The following is a 12719-nucleotide window of genomic DNA, read 5'->3' as shown; positions in this document are numbered from 1 at the left end:
CATCGCTGCCAAATTTATTCTCATCAAATCAGGATCAGGCCGCTTGACCCAGTCTTTCAAAGCCACAGCCATCGGACTGGCAGCACTTCTGGTGGTGCTGCTGTCGGTGGTCATGCTGGAACGGCCCCGGGCCGGGTTGGAGATTTCGGATTTCAGTGTCGGGACCACACCGGTCACGCTCTATCAGAAGCCCGATTCCGAAGGGCCGGTAGTCGTGGTGGCGCACGGTTTTGCAGGCTCGCGGCAGATCATGCAGGCCTATTCGCTGCATCTGGCCCAGTCGGGCTACCGGGTGTTGGCATTTGATCTGGAAGGCCATGGCCGCAATCCGAAGCCGATGTCGGGCGACGTCACCAGCGTGGATGGCACCACGGCGCTGCTTGTTGCGGAAACCCGTGCGGTTATCGACGCGGCGCGTGGTTTGCCTCGCGCCGGGCCGGTGTCGCTTTTGGGGCATTCGATGGCCACCGACATCATCATCCGTGCAGCGATTGCCGAACGGGAGCAGGGCAGCCCCGTGGCCGCTGTGGTGGCGATCTCGATGTTCTCCGAAGCCGTCAGCGCCAATGAACCCATGCGGCTGCTCGCCATTTCAGGGGAATGGGAAAGCCGGCTCAGACAGGCCGCTCTTGACGCCGTGCATCTGATTGATCCCCAAGCAGGTGAGGGTCAACTGGTGACCTCGGGCGATGTGGCGCGGCTTGCAGTGGTTGCACCCCGGGTGGAACATGTCGGGGTGTTGTTCAGCCCGACTGCGATTGATGCCGCAACAGACTGGCTGGATCAGACCTATGACCGTCAAAGCGGCGCTGGTGCCGGCGCCATGGGGCTCTGGATCCTGGCGCTTCTTGGCGGCATTGTTGCCGGCTTCTATCCACTGGCGGCCCGGTTGCCACAAGCACCGCCGGTGGCCGATTTGCCGGTTCAACGGTTTCTGATGGCCACGATTGCGCCGGCGGTGGTGGCGCCTTTGCTGATCACGCCATTTTACACCAACTTCATGCCTGTGCTGGTGGCGGACTACCTGATGATCCACCTGGCCGTGTTTGGCGTCCTGCAGCTGGCCCTTTCAGGTCACTGGCGATCGATGAAGACCGGCCTGCCGCTGGTCGCTGCAGGGGCGCTCGCTGTTTGGGGAATTCTGGTGTTCGGCCTGGCGCTTGACCGCTACGCGGCGAGTTTCTGGCCGACCGCCGAACGGTTGCCGGTTATCGCCATTCTGGCGCTCGGCACGATTCCGTTCATGCTTGGCGACAGTGTCGTTACCGGTGCCGGACGTGGGGCATTGTGGCGGCGTGTGTTTGCGCGGCTGATCCTGTTTGCTTCACTCATCGCGGCTGCCATGCTTGACCCGGAGCAACTGACCTTCGTGGTGATCGTGCTGCCTGTGTTCGTGCTGTTCTTTGTTGTGCACGGGCTGATGGGACGTTGGGTCGCGCGCCGGTCGGGTGCTCTGGCCGCCGGGATTGGCCTGGGGCTTTGCCTGGCCTGGTCGCTGGGCGTCAGCTTTCCGCTGTTCGCCCGGGGATAAGGCTGGCCCGGTCGGGCTACTCCAAAAGTGAAATGACCTGACAGAGGCATTGGGAAACTGCCGTCTGTCAGGTTGCTTCGAGTGCCTGGAGGTCACTCAGTAGCTGTAGGTTCCGCCTGTCTGGATGGCGCGGCGAAGCGACGTTTCCGGCCAGGTGGATGCGCCGCCGCGGGCCTCGATTTCAGCCAGTTGAACGCGGGCTTTTTCAATCTTGCCGGATGCGACAAGACCCTGTCCCATGTAGGAGCGCGCAAGCAGGTTGTCCGGATCTGCCGTCAGAGCGGCCTGGTAATACTGCATTCCGAGGTCCATGCGGCCAGTCTTGCGATAGATGAAGCCGTAATAGGTCAGCACGCGGCTTTCGCTCTGGTCGGACATCGCGGAAAGCACATAGAGCGCGTCGTCATATCGTCCTGCATAGGCCAGTTCGCGCACGGCGCCATAACGCGTGTCGTCGCCGAGATGGCTTTCCTTGGCATCGACACATTTCCTTCTCCACTTGCTCCATACCTGATTTTTTTCGCAGGTTTTGGTGGTTTTGGTCGGCGGTGGCGGCGAGTCGTCTTCGGACCCGGCAGCGAATGCGGCCATGGGGAAGAGGAGGGCGGTGATGAGGATGAGTGTGCGCATTGTGAGGCTCCATTGTTGTGCGGTGTCGGATGTCTTACGCAGCAGCATCGCAGATTATTCACGCCGTTCACGCTTTTGTGACGAAAATTCACGTTACGGCGATGTTCTTTCAGAAATATGTCAAAATTTTCATGAGCTTACCAGAGGCCTCCATTTTTTTGGGAATAATCAGATCACCACAGGCGTAACCCTTTGGAGAACGTCGCTTATTGCCGTTCCGAACAATTCGCTCAAAAGGAATATCCCGTGAAGGTCTCAACATTTGCCACCATCGCAGTTCTGGTAGCCGGGTGCACCGGAGCCTATGCTGCTGCCCATATGAACCTCACCGCAAAGAACGGCATGACGCTTTACACCTTCGACAAAGACATGGTGGGCGCATCACTCTGCTATGATGAGTGTGCCGTCCAATGGCCTCCTTTTGTTGCGGAAAATGGTACTGACATGCCGGGTTTGAGCGCCATCGAACGCAGGGATGGACGCAAACAGTGGGCCAAGGACGGCAAGCCGCTGTATTTCTGGATTGGTGACACGGAGCCAGGCGAGGCCAATGGCGACGGTGCCGGTGGCGTTTGGCACATTGCGCGTCCTTGATTCAACATTGGCAGCCAGCGAGCATTATGCCTCGTGGGCCTCCACGGCGGCATTCCGCTCGGTGGAAAGGCGGATTGCAACAGCAACAGAAATGTTCGATACACGGAGGCTGACAGAATGCGCCAGCCTTCGAAGCGAATCTGGCTGGAACAGCCGCCATTGGACCAGCCGGGACTGCAAACCGGCTGACAAGTACGAGACAAGTGTGACCACTTCAGAGACGTTCAAAACCGAGATGATCGGGCTTTTGCCACGGCTGCGACGGTTTGCTCTGAGCTTGAGCCGGTCGGCTCCCGATGCTGATGATCTGGTGCAGGATGCCTGCACCACGGCGCTGCAGAAATGGCACCAGTACGACCCGGCCCAACCGCTGGACCGCTGGATGTTCCGCATCATCCGCAACCTGTGGATCAGCGAGCTGCGCAAACGCAAGGTTCGCGACGGGCAGGGGCAGGTTCCTGCCGAGGAGGCGACGGAACTTCAGACCGGAGATGCCGATGAGGCGCTGAACGCAAAGCAGGTGCAGGCCAGGGTGAACGCGCTGCCGGGCGATCTGGCCCGGCCCCTGATGCTGGTCTGTGCGGAGGGGTACAGCTACCGTGAAGTGTCGGAGCTTCTGGAGATACCGGTGGGAACCGTTATGAGCCGCATTCATCGTGCGCGAAAGTTGCTTGCGTCCGGACTAGGCCATGAGGAGGGCATCGCGACATGACTGATCTCTCGATGAAGTTGAGCGCCTATCTGGATGGCGAGCTCGAAGCTGCAGACGCGGAGATGATTGAAGCCTTGCTCGTCTCCGATCCGGCCGTGCAGACGGAGCTGGATGCGCTGCTGGCCGCCGATGCAATGGCTCTGGAACAGTTCGATGCACAGCTGAGCGAGCCGGTTCCGCTGGCGCTTGCGCAGAAGATCAGGTCATCCCCCGTCGGCATGGCGCCCGCGCGCCCGGCCTCGCGCCCTATCTGGGCTGCAATTGCTGCTGGTCTTGTCCTTTTCATCTTTGGCGGGATGGGCGGTTTTTTTGTGAAGGACCGGGTTTCTCCCAGTGGCGCCATGGTCGCAGATGCCGGCTGGTTGAGCGACATTGCTGACTATCACGCGGTCTATTCCGCCCAGAAACGTCATCTCGTCGAGGTCTCTGCCGATGAGTCTGATCACATCGTCAAATGGCTTGGCGGAACTGTTGGCGTTGACTTCTCGATTCCCGACCTGACCAGCTTCGGCCTGAGCTTTGAGGGTGGCCGGCTTCTGGTTGCCAATGGCAAGCCTGTTGCCCAACTGATGTATGTGGACTCTGAAGGCACGGTGATTGCGCTGTGCCTGCAAAGCGGCACCAGCGGCAATGCAGAGTCGGCCCCCGAGTTCAAGGAACAGACCATCAAGGGGTTCGACTTTGTCTCGTGGACCGATGACAACGCCAAATATGTCGTTATCGGCCCTGGCGGCAAACCCGGCCTTGTGGACATCGCAGCCTTGTCGGCCCGCGAGGTCTGAGCCGGTTGGTGTTTTGTGCTGTGAGGCCTGCTACTGGCTGCCAAGCGCGCAGGCGAGATCATCAATGCTGTGCTGGGTCACCAGCCCAAGGGTTCCGAAATTGTAGGTTGCTTCCACAATCTTGGGGTTCTTCTCCACCACCGGATAGATGATTTTCATGAAGGTCCGCAGCAAGGAAAGCACCTCACCCCTTTCGCCGATGCGGTAGATCCGCATACCGATCTTGGTCTGATCCCGGTCGGGCACATCATAAAATCCGGTGACGCTGGATCCGTTGAAGGAATAGACGCGCTTTATGCGGCTGTTGGCGTAACCCGCCTGTTGCGCCAGTCCGCCGCCCAGCGAGTGTCCGGCGGCGATGAACTCCGGCTCTCCCAGTGCCTGCAATTCGGGATGGTCGCTCAGGACGTTGTTCACGACGTGACTTGCCAGGCTGCGCGTGAGATCATACTGATCCCAGCCGGAACTGAGATGTTGGGTGATCCAGCGGGCATTGCTCCACCAGTCGCCCCATGTGTGCGTGCCGCGAAACACCAGCGCGATCTGGACTTTTTCGGGCCCCGCCGAACGATACCAGACACCGTAGACCAATTGACCATCCCAACGTGCCTGATCGCGATCATTGCCGTCGGGCCTGGCCGGATCTGTGTCAGAGGGTGGCAGCAGTGTCCAATCAGAGAGGATCTCGCCGAGATTGCACGCCGATTGTTCCGTCTTGGCGTCGCCGTTGTGGGGCAGCCGATAGACTTCGGCGCTCATCGCGGCGAAATATTTTGCGTCGTAGAGTTCCGAGGCCGTCGTGCCGTTCTTCAAATCGTCAACGGATTCGAGCAAACCGGCGATCCGCGAATACCCCTTTTCGAGGGTGAGGATGTTGTAGGTTCTCACGCCCAGCAACCACAAAATGGCGACGAGCAGAAAGGCGCTCTGATACGGATGGTTCTGGATGGCGGCTAAAATCGCGCGAAATAGACCCAAGATATGCCCTCCCAAGCACGACAACCTGAGGTGTTGAAGCCTTGCCAACTTGAGTGCTATCCTGACCGAATTCGTTGACAGATGTCAAAGCAGGCGCAAATCCCGTGTCGTGATAGCGCGTCACGCGGTCGATAAAGCATCAAAGCCGGGGTTGCGGTGCCAGGATCAGCGATCGCGTGACCGGCCGCTCTGTTTTGCAACGGAGTGCCATTTTCACATCTCGCTGCAGCACCGCAGCGTCTTTTTTGCACCAAGGAACAAGAATGACTGATCAACCGAAGATCGCTTTTCATGACGGACACTCAATCCCGCAGCTCGGGTTCGGCATCTGGCAGATCCCGCAGGACGACACTGCAGCAGCGGTCGAAAGCGCCATCAAGACCGGTTATCGGCTGATCGATGGGGCTTTCATCTATGGCAATGAAGCCGGTCTTGGTGAGGGGCTGAAAAGCTCCGGCGTGCAGCGCGACGATATCTTTGTCACCACCAAGATCTGGAACCGCGATCAGGGCCGGGACAAGGCGCGGGCCTCGGTCGAGCGCAGCCTCAAGAGCATCGATGTCGATCAGCTTGACCTGGTGCTGATCCACTGGCCGGTGCCGGGCCTGGATCTTTATGTCGAGACCTGGAAGGCGCTGATCGAGATGCGCGATGAGGGGCTGATGCGCTCGATCGGCGTGTCGAACTTCAATGCTGATCATCTGGCGCGGATCATCGAGGAGACGGGCGAGGTGCCTGTGCTTAACCAGATCGAAATCAATCCGCTGCTGCAGCAGCCGGAACTGCGGGCGGTCTGTGCCAAGCACAAGATCGTGCCACAGGCCTGGACGCCCCTGGGCAATGCCCGCTCATTTGAGGCCAAGCCAATTCAGGCGGCTGCGGCGCGCACCGGCAAGAGCCCGGCACAGGTGATCCTGCGCTGGCACATGCAGCTCGGTCATGCGGCGATCGCGCGCTCGGTCAATCCGGGCCGCCAGTCCGAGAACCTCAATGTGTTCGATTTCACGCTCACCGACGACGAGATGAAGGCCATCGCCACACTCGATGTGGGCCTGCGCAACGGACCCGATCCGTCAGTGTTCAAGATGATGTAGGCCGGGGCGTTTGACCCGGGTTGGAACCCTGCGGAAATAGCTCAAACTTTGCGCGCAACAAACAGGTGCCCGGCAATCGGCAGGCCCTGTTCGTGGCGGACGGTGATGTCGCCGGCTTCGAGTGTCTCGAAGCCTGCTGCATCAAGCGCTCCGCGCACATAGGCTTGCGTGTGGGCAAAGCGCTGGAAACGGCCGACGGTGTAGGGCCGGCCCTCGAAGTCGGCGTCGGGCAGGGTCTCGCTGGAGAAGCAGAACAGCGCTTTGGGCAGGGCGTTTTTCGCCGCCGCCTCAAACAGCGGCTCGAGCGCGCCGAGATAGGGCAGTACATCGGTGGCGGCGATGAGGTCGAACGGGTCGTCGTCATTGTCTTCGAGGTAGTCGACGGCGTCGGCGACATAAAGCGTGTCGTAGAGGCCTTTCTCATGGGCGATCTCGACCATGTTCTCGGCCAGGTCGAGGCCGGTGGCGTCATCGACCATGTCTTCCAGCGCGCCGCCGGTAAGGCCCGTACCGCAGCCCAGATCAAGCATGCGTTCGAAGCTGGTTTCGGCCAAATCGATCAGCCGTTGTCTCAGCAGCAGCGGCACATGGTAGCCGAGATCCTCGACCAGCACCTTGTCGAACACGTCGGCATGCTGGTCGAACAGGGTGGCAACATAGGCTTCGGGCGCGCGCACCGGAACATCGCCGCGTTTCATCGATGCGAGCCTGACCGCAGCGCCGCCATGATCGTCGGGATCAAGCGCCAACACCTCTGCATAAGCTGCTGCTGCGAGATCAAAATCGCCGGATTTCTCCAGCGATAGCGCACGGTTATAGGCTTCCGCCAGAGCATCATCGTCGGTCTTGGCCATTGCAGGCTCCCAATCAGGTTTTGCGGTCTTCTTATACGATGCTGCTGTCTGGACAAGCGGCTATCAGGCGTTCGGCTTGTTCCAGATCGCCCGGCGTATTGATGTTGAAAAACGGATCCAGCCCGTCAATGACCGGGAAACCGGTTTCGGTGGTTTCGATCTGGCGCAGATAGGCAGCCATGCTCAGATCGCCGGTCTTGGAGAGATAGGCTTCAAGGCCCTTAGCCAGATCCACCGGCCAGAGTGCGACCACTGGCTGGCGGCGTCCCTTGGAGCTGGCGATCCGCGCTGCACCATCTGTATTCTCGACACTGGTGAGGCGGGTTGCAAGGTCGGCCGGCAGGAACGGTGTGTCGGCAGGCACGCTCAGCAGATGGCTGCCGCCGCGCTCGCCCGCTGCCACCATCAGCGCGTGAAGGCCTGCAAGCGGTCCGCGAAAACCGTCAATGCGGTCGGCGATCACATCAAACCCGAATTGATCAAAGCGCTCTGCTTCGCCATTGGCATTTATGATCACTTCGCCGGCCTGCGGCGTCATGCGGCGGATCACATGCGCAATCAACGGTTTGCCATCTAGTTCGGCAAAAGGCTTGTCGATGCCTTCCATGCGGCGGCCGCGTCCGCCGGCAAGAATGCCGCCGATGATGTTCATGGCGCTTCGCCGGGCGTTGGCTTGTCTGAGCCTGCAAGACTGCGTTCCACCTTGATCACGTAGAGGGTGGCCAGAATGCCGATGATGCAGGAGAGCAGCATGACCGTGATCAAGGGGTAAGGGCCGGATTCTGCGGACAGAATGGCGCCTGCCAGAGCCGACAGCGCAGCCCCGCCGCCGATCATCATGGCCCCGCCCAGACCCGAAGCCGAGCCGGCAAGATGCGGGCGCACACTGACAATTCCGGCATTGGCGCTGGGCAGCGTGATGCCATTGCCCAGGCCGACAAAGAAAATCGGACCGAAAAACGACATGGGATGCCAAAGGCCAACCAGGAAAAGGATCAGTGACAGGCTCATGCCTGCCGTGGCGACAATGCATCCGGTCACCATCATCCGGTTGATCCCGACCTGGCGCGAGAAGCGGCCGGACATGTAGTTGCCTGCCATGTAACCCAGTGCCATGAAAATGAAATAGAAGCCCAGCTGGCTTGGTTTCATGCCGAGGATTTCGGTCGCCACGAAGGGGCCGCCGCCGAGAAACGAGAAGAACGCGCCCGATGCGAAGGTGGCGGTGAGGGTGTAGCCCCAGAACCGGCGTGAGCGCAGGAGTTCCGGATAGGCCCCAAACTGCTTTAGCATGCTGGAGGAACGGTTGTGGTTGGTTTCCCCCAGATCCATCCAGCTCAGCACAAAAACGCCGAGGCCGAAAACCAGGAGCAACGCAAAGGTGGATTGCCAGCCGAACACCTCATCGATTATGCCGCCGAGCGCTGGTCCGATCATCGGCGCAAGCGTCATGCCCATGGTCACATAGCCGATCATCGATGCGGCTTCGTCTGTGTCGACCATGTCGCGCACAATCGCGCGCGAAAGCACCATGCCCGAGGCGACACTTGCTTGCACCATACGAATGGCCAGGAAGCTCTCGACGGTCGGAGCAAGTGGAGCGAGGGCAGTGGCGACGAGGAAAATGCCAAGTCCGGTCAGCAATACCGGCCGCCGGCCGTAACGGTCCGAGAGCGGGCCAATGAGCAGTTGCAGCAGGCCTGTGAACGCGAGGTAGCCGGATACGGCCAGCTGCACCAATGCATAATCGGCTGCGTAGTAGCTGGCGATTCCCGGCAGCGACGGAAGCAGCAGGTTCATGGTCAACGCACTCAGCCCGGCGATCATCACCAGCGTGATGATGTGCGGGGGCGTTGTGCGATTGAGGAAAGTGGTCGGTTTCATTGTTGGTGTTGTGTGCCGTTGAGCGCCCGGATGCAAATGGTTTAAGGCCGGTTTGCAAGTTTGAAGATCGGTAATCTGGTGCCGAGTTTGTGCGGTTACATGGTTCTGATTGCCGATCTTAAGAATAAAGTTTAGTTTTACTTAATTTTTGGGGGCAATAATCCGTAGTCTCGGGATTCAGTGGAGGGCAAGTTATGCCCGATTTTCAATTATTGGACAGATGTCCGTTTTGCGATGCCATATGGGGCGATTGTGAGCATGCACGGTTGTTTGAGGAATGGGAAGCCGAAGCCGCGGAACGCGAGGCGGCGGCGACCCGGCTGGTTGACGAAACGGAGGTTTGTCCCAAGGGACTCAAACCCCAAACAGGGCGGCGCAGGAGTGCGCAGTGACGATGTTCGCATTGAGGGGGCTTTCGTTCGAACGGGCAACACGGGCATCTTGCCTCACGGGGAGTGACGCACTGCTGCTCGGCTTGCGGGTTTGGCTTTGCTGCGAACCCGTTCGCGGTAGAGCGTGAAGAGGCCTGAACCGATAACAATCGTACCGCCCACTATCATGAAGATGTCCGGTATCTCGCCAAACAGCAGGTACCCCATGAGGACAGCCCAGAGCAATCCGGTGTAACGGAAAGGGGCAATAAACGAGATTTCGCCTTCGCGCATTGCCATGATGATGAACTGATAGCCGACCAGCAACAGGCAGGCGGCGACCGCAATCATGCTCATCTGGGTGGCATTTACGGGTGCCCAGCCCCCCATTGGCACTATCAGCACAAGCCCGGCCAGGGCCACCGCGGCCGAGGTAACGGTTGAAATCAGCAACGAAGGGATCGTTGCATCGATCTTGCGGGTGGCAATGTCGCGCGTTGCGGCGAGCAGGACCGTTCCCAAGATCATCAGAGAATAGGGCGAAAAGCCCTCAAAGCCGGGACGGATGATGATCAACACCCCGGCAAAGCCGATCAGGATGGCCAGCCAGCGCCGCCAGCCGACGGGCTCCGACAGGAACATCGCCGCCCCCATGGTGACGGCCAGTGGCAGCGCCTGAAGAATGGCCGATGCGTTTGCGATCGGCACCTGGGCAAGGCCGATCAGGAAGGTAATGGTGCCGCCGACCTCGCCGAACACCCTGAGCGCGACCCATTTGTCCTTGAGCAGCCGCAACGGGCGAAGGGCACGTTTTTGCCGCGCGAGCAGATAGATCAGCACCGTGGCGATAGTGCCCCGCAAGAACATCACCTGGGCGACGCTCATCTCATTGGTGAGCAGCTTGACGATCGAATCATTGAGCGTGAAGCCGGCCATGGACAGCGCCATAAACAATGCGCCGCGGATGTTTGGTGTCATTGGCATAAATGTGTCCGGCTGAAAGGTGTCGGCAATCCGCTCCGACGGAATCGCCGATTGTCTGTCGCAAGGTAGCAGGCGTTTGCCTTCTCACACAGTCGTTCAACACAGGTTATCGATCAGCAATTTTGATCAGTCCGCGCCCGGTTCACCAGAATCAGGACGCGGTCAATGTCTTGCAGCCTAGCCGCCGGTGACGCTCATGTGGCGCGAGACGGCGGGCTGCCGGGTGGTGCGATCAATGACGAAATCATGGCCCTTGGGCTTGCGGCCGATGGCCTCGTCGATTGCGGCGGACAACAACTCGTTGCCTTCGGACGCTCTGAGCGGCGCGCGCAGATCGGCGGCGTCGTCCTGCCCTAGGCACATGTAGAGAGTGCCGGTGCAGGTCAGCCGCACCCGGTTGCAGCTTTCGCAGAAATTGTGGGTCATGGGCGTGATGAAGCCGAGCTTGCCGCCGGTCTCTGCCACATTGACATAGCGTGCGGGTCCGCCGGTGCGGAACGGGATGTCCTCAAGGGTAAACTGGCGTTCAATGTTCGCGCGGAGCAGCGACAGCGGCATGTACTGATCGGTGCGGTCTTCATCGATCTCGCCCATCGGCATGGTCTCGATCACGGTCATGTCCATGCCCTGGCCATGCGCCCATTTCATCATGTCTGGGATCTCAGTATCGTTGAAACCCTTGAGCGCCACGGCATTGATCTTGATCTTGAGCCCTGCAGCCTGCGCTGCAGCGACGCCATCTAGCACCTTGGCTAGCTCGCCCCAGCGGGTGATCTGGCGGAATTTGTCCGGGTCGAGTGTATCAATGGAGACATTGATGCGGCGTACGCCGCAATCATAAAGCTCGGATGCAAAGCGGGTCAGCTGGGAGCCATTGGTGGTCAGCGTCACCTCGTCCATGCGCCCCGCATCGATATGCCGGCTGAGGCCGCGGATCAATTGCATGATGTTCTTGCGCACCAGCGGCTCGCCGCCGGTCAGCCGGATCTTGCGCACGCCCTTTTCGACAAAGACCGTGCACAGCCGGTCAAGCTCCTCAAGTGTCAGCAGATCCTTCTTGGGCAGGAAGGTCATGTTTTCGGCCATGCAATAGGTGCAGCGGAAATCACAGCGATCCGTGACGGAAACGCGCAGATAGCTGACCGCCCGGCCGAACGGGTCGATCATGCCTTGGTTTCCGGGCAGACCCGGCGCGTTGTCAGCGGCATTGCTCATCTGCAAGTGTCCTTTGCGTGTCGGCGTCAATGTCGTCATCCATTGTCGCCACGTCAAGTCACGGCAGCGTCAACGTTCAAACCAATTCCGCCATCGCCGCTTGTGCGCTCCGCCAAGGCCGCCTATGTCACCCTCAGCAGCGATGGGCAAACAACAAGCAAGGGCCGTATCGATGGTTGAGCATGAAAAGGCCTGGCCTGAGGAGCTTCGGGTGTCGGCGGATCGCAAAACGCTGAGCGTGAGATTTACCGATGGGCGGGCCTATGGCCTTGAAGCGGAGCTCCTGCGGGTCCGTTCACCGTCTGCCGAGGTTCAGGGCCATTCGCCCGAGCAGCGGGTCACCGTGGGCGGCAAATCCGAGGTGACGATCACCAAAGTGCTGCCGGTCGGCAATTACGCGGTCCGGCTGACCTTCGATGACGGCCATGATACCGGCATCTTCACCTGGAAGTTCCTGTCGGAAACCGGAGCCGACAAGGACGCCCGCTGGGCCGAGTACATTGCCGAACTTGCGGACAAAGGCCTCTCGCGAACCTCTTGATCAGCTGCTCTCGTCGCTCTTGAGTTCTCTTGATTGATCCGCTGCATTCGTCAGTTCGGGCTCGTTTGCAGCGCCGTCGGCGAGGGTGAGTTCCCGGATCATCCGCGTCATGACGCCGCCGACCAGATTGCATTCTTCCAGCGTGGCGGTCTTCATTGTGCGTTCAATCAGCGCTGACTGGATCGTGATGGCCTGTTCGGTCAGCTCGATGCCTTCCGGTGTTAATTCGAGCCTGAGGACCCGCCGGTCGCGCGGATCGCTGCGCCTGACAAGCAGGCCGCGCTTTTCCATCTGTGGCAACAGCATCGACAGGTTGGAGCGGCCCACCAGCAGCTTGTCTGCAAGGTCTTGCTGGGAAATGCCCGGGGTGCGGTAGAGATTGATGAGAATGTCGAGATGCGGCGGCTTGATGTCGAGCGGCTGAAGCTCGCGCGACAGCGTCTGACCCATCACGTGGCAGGCGCGGGCAACGGCAATCCAGTTGCGAAATCGGGGGTTGTCCCAGGGCAGGGCTTGCTTTTTGTTCATACTTGTACAATTCTGTTCATC

14 protein-coding genes are annotated in these 12719 nt (G+C 59.8%); 6 read left to right on the top strand and 8 right to left on the bottom strand.

Annotated elements, in window-relative coordinates; all coding sequences use genetic code 11:
* Positions 1–43: 43 nt before the first annotated feature.
* Positions 44–1531, top strand: a complete 1488-nt coding sequence (locus HPDFL43_RS12975) for an alpha/beta hydrolase (protein ID WP_007197806.1) — start codon at positions 44–46, stop codon at positions 1529–1531.
* A gap of 96 nt (positions 1532–1627) precedes the next feature.
* On the opposite strand, the gene HPDFL43_RS12970 is transcribed toward HPDFL43_RS12975, so the two are convergent.
* On the bottom strand, positions 1628–2161 hold the full coding sequence (locus HPDFL43_RS12970) for a tetratricopeptide repeat protein (RefSeq protein WP_052093308.1): 534 nt from the start codon (positions 2159–2161) through the stop codon (positions 1628–1630).
* A gap of 246 nt (positions 2162–2407) precedes the next feature.
* Here HPDFL43_RS12970 and HPDFL43_RS12965 point away from each other — a divergent pair, with 246 nt between their 5' ends.
* The 3 genes from HPDFL43_RS12965 to HPDFL43_RS12955 all read left to right on the top strand — a co-directional run bounded on the left by HPDFL43_RS12965 (position 2408) and on the right by HPDFL43_RS12955 (position 4249).
* Complete coding sequence (locus HPDFL43_RS12965) at positions 2408–2755, top strand: COG4315 family predicted lipoprotein (protein ID WP_040450180.1); 348 nt, start codon at positions 2408–2410, stop codon at positions 2753–2755.
* Between the two features lie 205 nt (positions 2756–2960).
* On the top strand, positions 2961–3467 hold the full coding sequence (locus HPDFL43_RS12960) for an RNA polymerase sigma factor (protein WP_040450179.1): 507 nt from the start codon (positions 2961–2963) through the stop codon (positions 3465–3467).
* Positions 3464–4249 (top strand): anti-sigma factor family protein, encoded by a 786-nt coding sequence (locus HPDFL43_RS12955; protein ID WP_007197802.1) that lies wholly within the window; start codon positions 3464–3466, stop codon positions 4247–4249. Before HPDFL43_RS12960 ends, HPDFL43_RS12955 begins: the two co-directional genes overlap by 4 nt.
* Positions 4250–4279: 30 nt before the next feature.
* On the opposite strand, the gene HPDFL43_RS21415 is transcribed toward HPDFL43_RS12955, so the two are convergent.
* Positions 4280–5227, bottom strand: a complete 948-nt coding sequence (locus HPDFL43_RS21415) for a Tle-like phospholipase domain-containing protein (protein WP_052093195.1) — start codon at positions 5225–5227, stop codon at positions 4280–4282.
* Between the two features lie 263 nt (positions 5228–5490).
* Between HPDFL43_RS21415 and HPDFL43_RS12945 the strand changes: the two genes are divergently transcribed.
* Complete coding sequence (locus HPDFL43_RS12945; RefSeq protein WP_007197800.1) at positions 5491–6321, top strand: aldo/keto reductase; 831 nt, start codon at positions 5491–5493, stop codon at positions 6319–6321.
* A 41-nt stretch (positions 6322–6362) separates the two neighbouring features.
* Here HPDFL43_RS12945 and HPDFL43_RS12940 read toward each other — a convergent pair whose 3' ends face one another.
* The 5 genes from HPDFL43_RS12940 to moaA form a co-directional block, all read right to left on the bottom strand.
* On the bottom strand, positions 6363–7175 hold the full coding sequence (locus HPDFL43_RS12940; RefSeq protein ID WP_007197799.1) for a class I SAM-dependent DNA methyltransferase: 813 nt from the start codon (positions 7173–7175) through the stop codon (positions 6363–6365).
* Between the two features lie 31 nt (positions 7176–7206).
* Entirely contained in the window at positions 7207–7827 is a 621-nt protein-coding gene (mobA, locus tag HPDFL43_RS12935; protein WP_007197798.1) for a molybdenum cofactor guanylyltransferase MobA, read from the bottom strand.
* Complete coding sequence (locus tag HPDFL43_RS12930) at positions 7824–9059, bottom strand: multidrug effflux MFS transporter (protein WP_007197797.1); 1236 nt, start codon at positions 9057–9059, stop codon at positions 7824–7826. The genes mobA and HPDFL43_RS12930 overlap by 4 nt, the downstream gene beginning before the upstream one ends.
* 446 nt (positions 9060–9505) lie before the next feature.
* Positions 9506–10414 (bottom strand): DMT family transporter, encoded by a 909-nt coding sequence (locus HPDFL43_RS12925; RefSeq protein WP_040449224.1) that lies wholly within the window; start codon positions 10412–10414, stop codon positions 9506–9508.
* A gap of 177 nt (positions 10415–10591) precedes the next feature.
* A complete protein-coding gene (moaA, locus tag HPDFL43_RS12920) occupies positions 10592–11629 on the bottom strand; it encodes a GTP 3',8-cyclase MoaA (RefSeq protein ID WP_007197795.1) in 1038 nt (345 codons plus the stop codon).
* 172 nt (positions 11630–11801) lie between these two features.
* On the opposite strand from moaA, the gene HPDFL43_RS12915 reads away from it, so the two are divergent.
* Positions 11802–12170 carry a gamma-butyrobetaine hydroxylase family protein gene (locus HPDFL43_RS12915; protein ID WP_007197794.1) on the top strand — a complete coding sequence of 123 codons (369 nt, stop codon included), beginning with the start codon at positions 11802–11804 and terminating at the stop codon, positions 12168–12170.
* On the opposite strand, the gene HPDFL43_RS12910 is transcribed toward HPDFL43_RS12915, so the two are convergent.
* Complete coding sequence (locus HPDFL43_RS12910) at positions 12171–12698, bottom strand: MarR family winged helix-turn-helix transcriptional regulator (protein ID WP_007197793.1); 528 nt, start codon at positions 12696–12698, stop codon at positions 12171–12173. It abuts the gene before it with no gap.
* Between the last annotated feature and the right edge of the window lie 21 nt (positions 12699–12719).

It is taken from the genome of Hoeflea phototrophica DFL-43, assembly GCF_000154705.2.
In the GTDB taxonomy this organism is placed as follows: Bacteria; Pseudomonadota; Alphaproteobacteria; order Rhizobiales; family Rhizobiaceae; genus Hoeflea; species Hoeflea phototrophica.
Note: the sequence above shows the minus strand (reverse complement) of the source record. Positions and strands in the feature narration are given on the sequence as shown.

Coding starts and splice junctions, on each gene's coding strand:
- HPDFL43_RS12970 (WP_052093308.1), bottom strand. CDS start 2,161: ATGCGCACACTCATCCTCATCACCGCCCTCCTCTTCCCCATGGCCGCA.
- HPDFL43_RS12955 (WP_007197802.1), top strand. CDS start 3,464: ATGACTGATCTCTCGATGAAGTTGAGCGCCTATCTGGATGGCGAGCTC.
- HPDFL43_RS12945 (WP_007197800.1), top strand. CDS start 5,491: ATGACTGATCAACCGAAGATCGCTTTTCATGACGGACACTCAATCCCG.
- HPDFL43_RS12940 (WP_007197799.1), bottom strand. CDS start 7,175: ATGGCCAAGACCGACGATGATGCTCTGGCGGAAGCCTATAACCGTGCG.
- mobA (WP_007197798.1), bottom strand. CDS start 7,827: ATGAACATCATCGGCGGCATTCTTGCCGGCGGACGCGGCCGCCGCATG.
- HPDFL43_RS12930 (WP_007197797.1), bottom strand. CDS start 9,059: ATGAAACCGACCACTTTCCTCAATCGCACAACGCCCCCGCACATCATC.
- HPDFL43_RS12925 (WP_040449224.1), bottom strand. CDS start 10,414: ATGCCAATGACACCAAACATCCGCGGCGCATTGTTTATGGCGCTGTCC.
- moaA (WP_007197795.1), bottom strand. CDS start 11,629: ATGAGCAATGCCGCTGACAACGCGCCGGGTCTGCCCGGAAACCAAGGC.
- HPDFL43_RS12915 (WP_007197794.1), top strand. CDS start 11,802: ATGGTTGAGCATGAAAAGGCCTGGCCTGAGGAGCTTCGGGTGTCGGCG.
- HPDFL43_RS12910 (WP_007197793.1), bottom strand. CDS start 12,698: ATGAACAAAAAGCAAGCCCTGCCCTGGGACAACCCCCGATTTCGCAAC.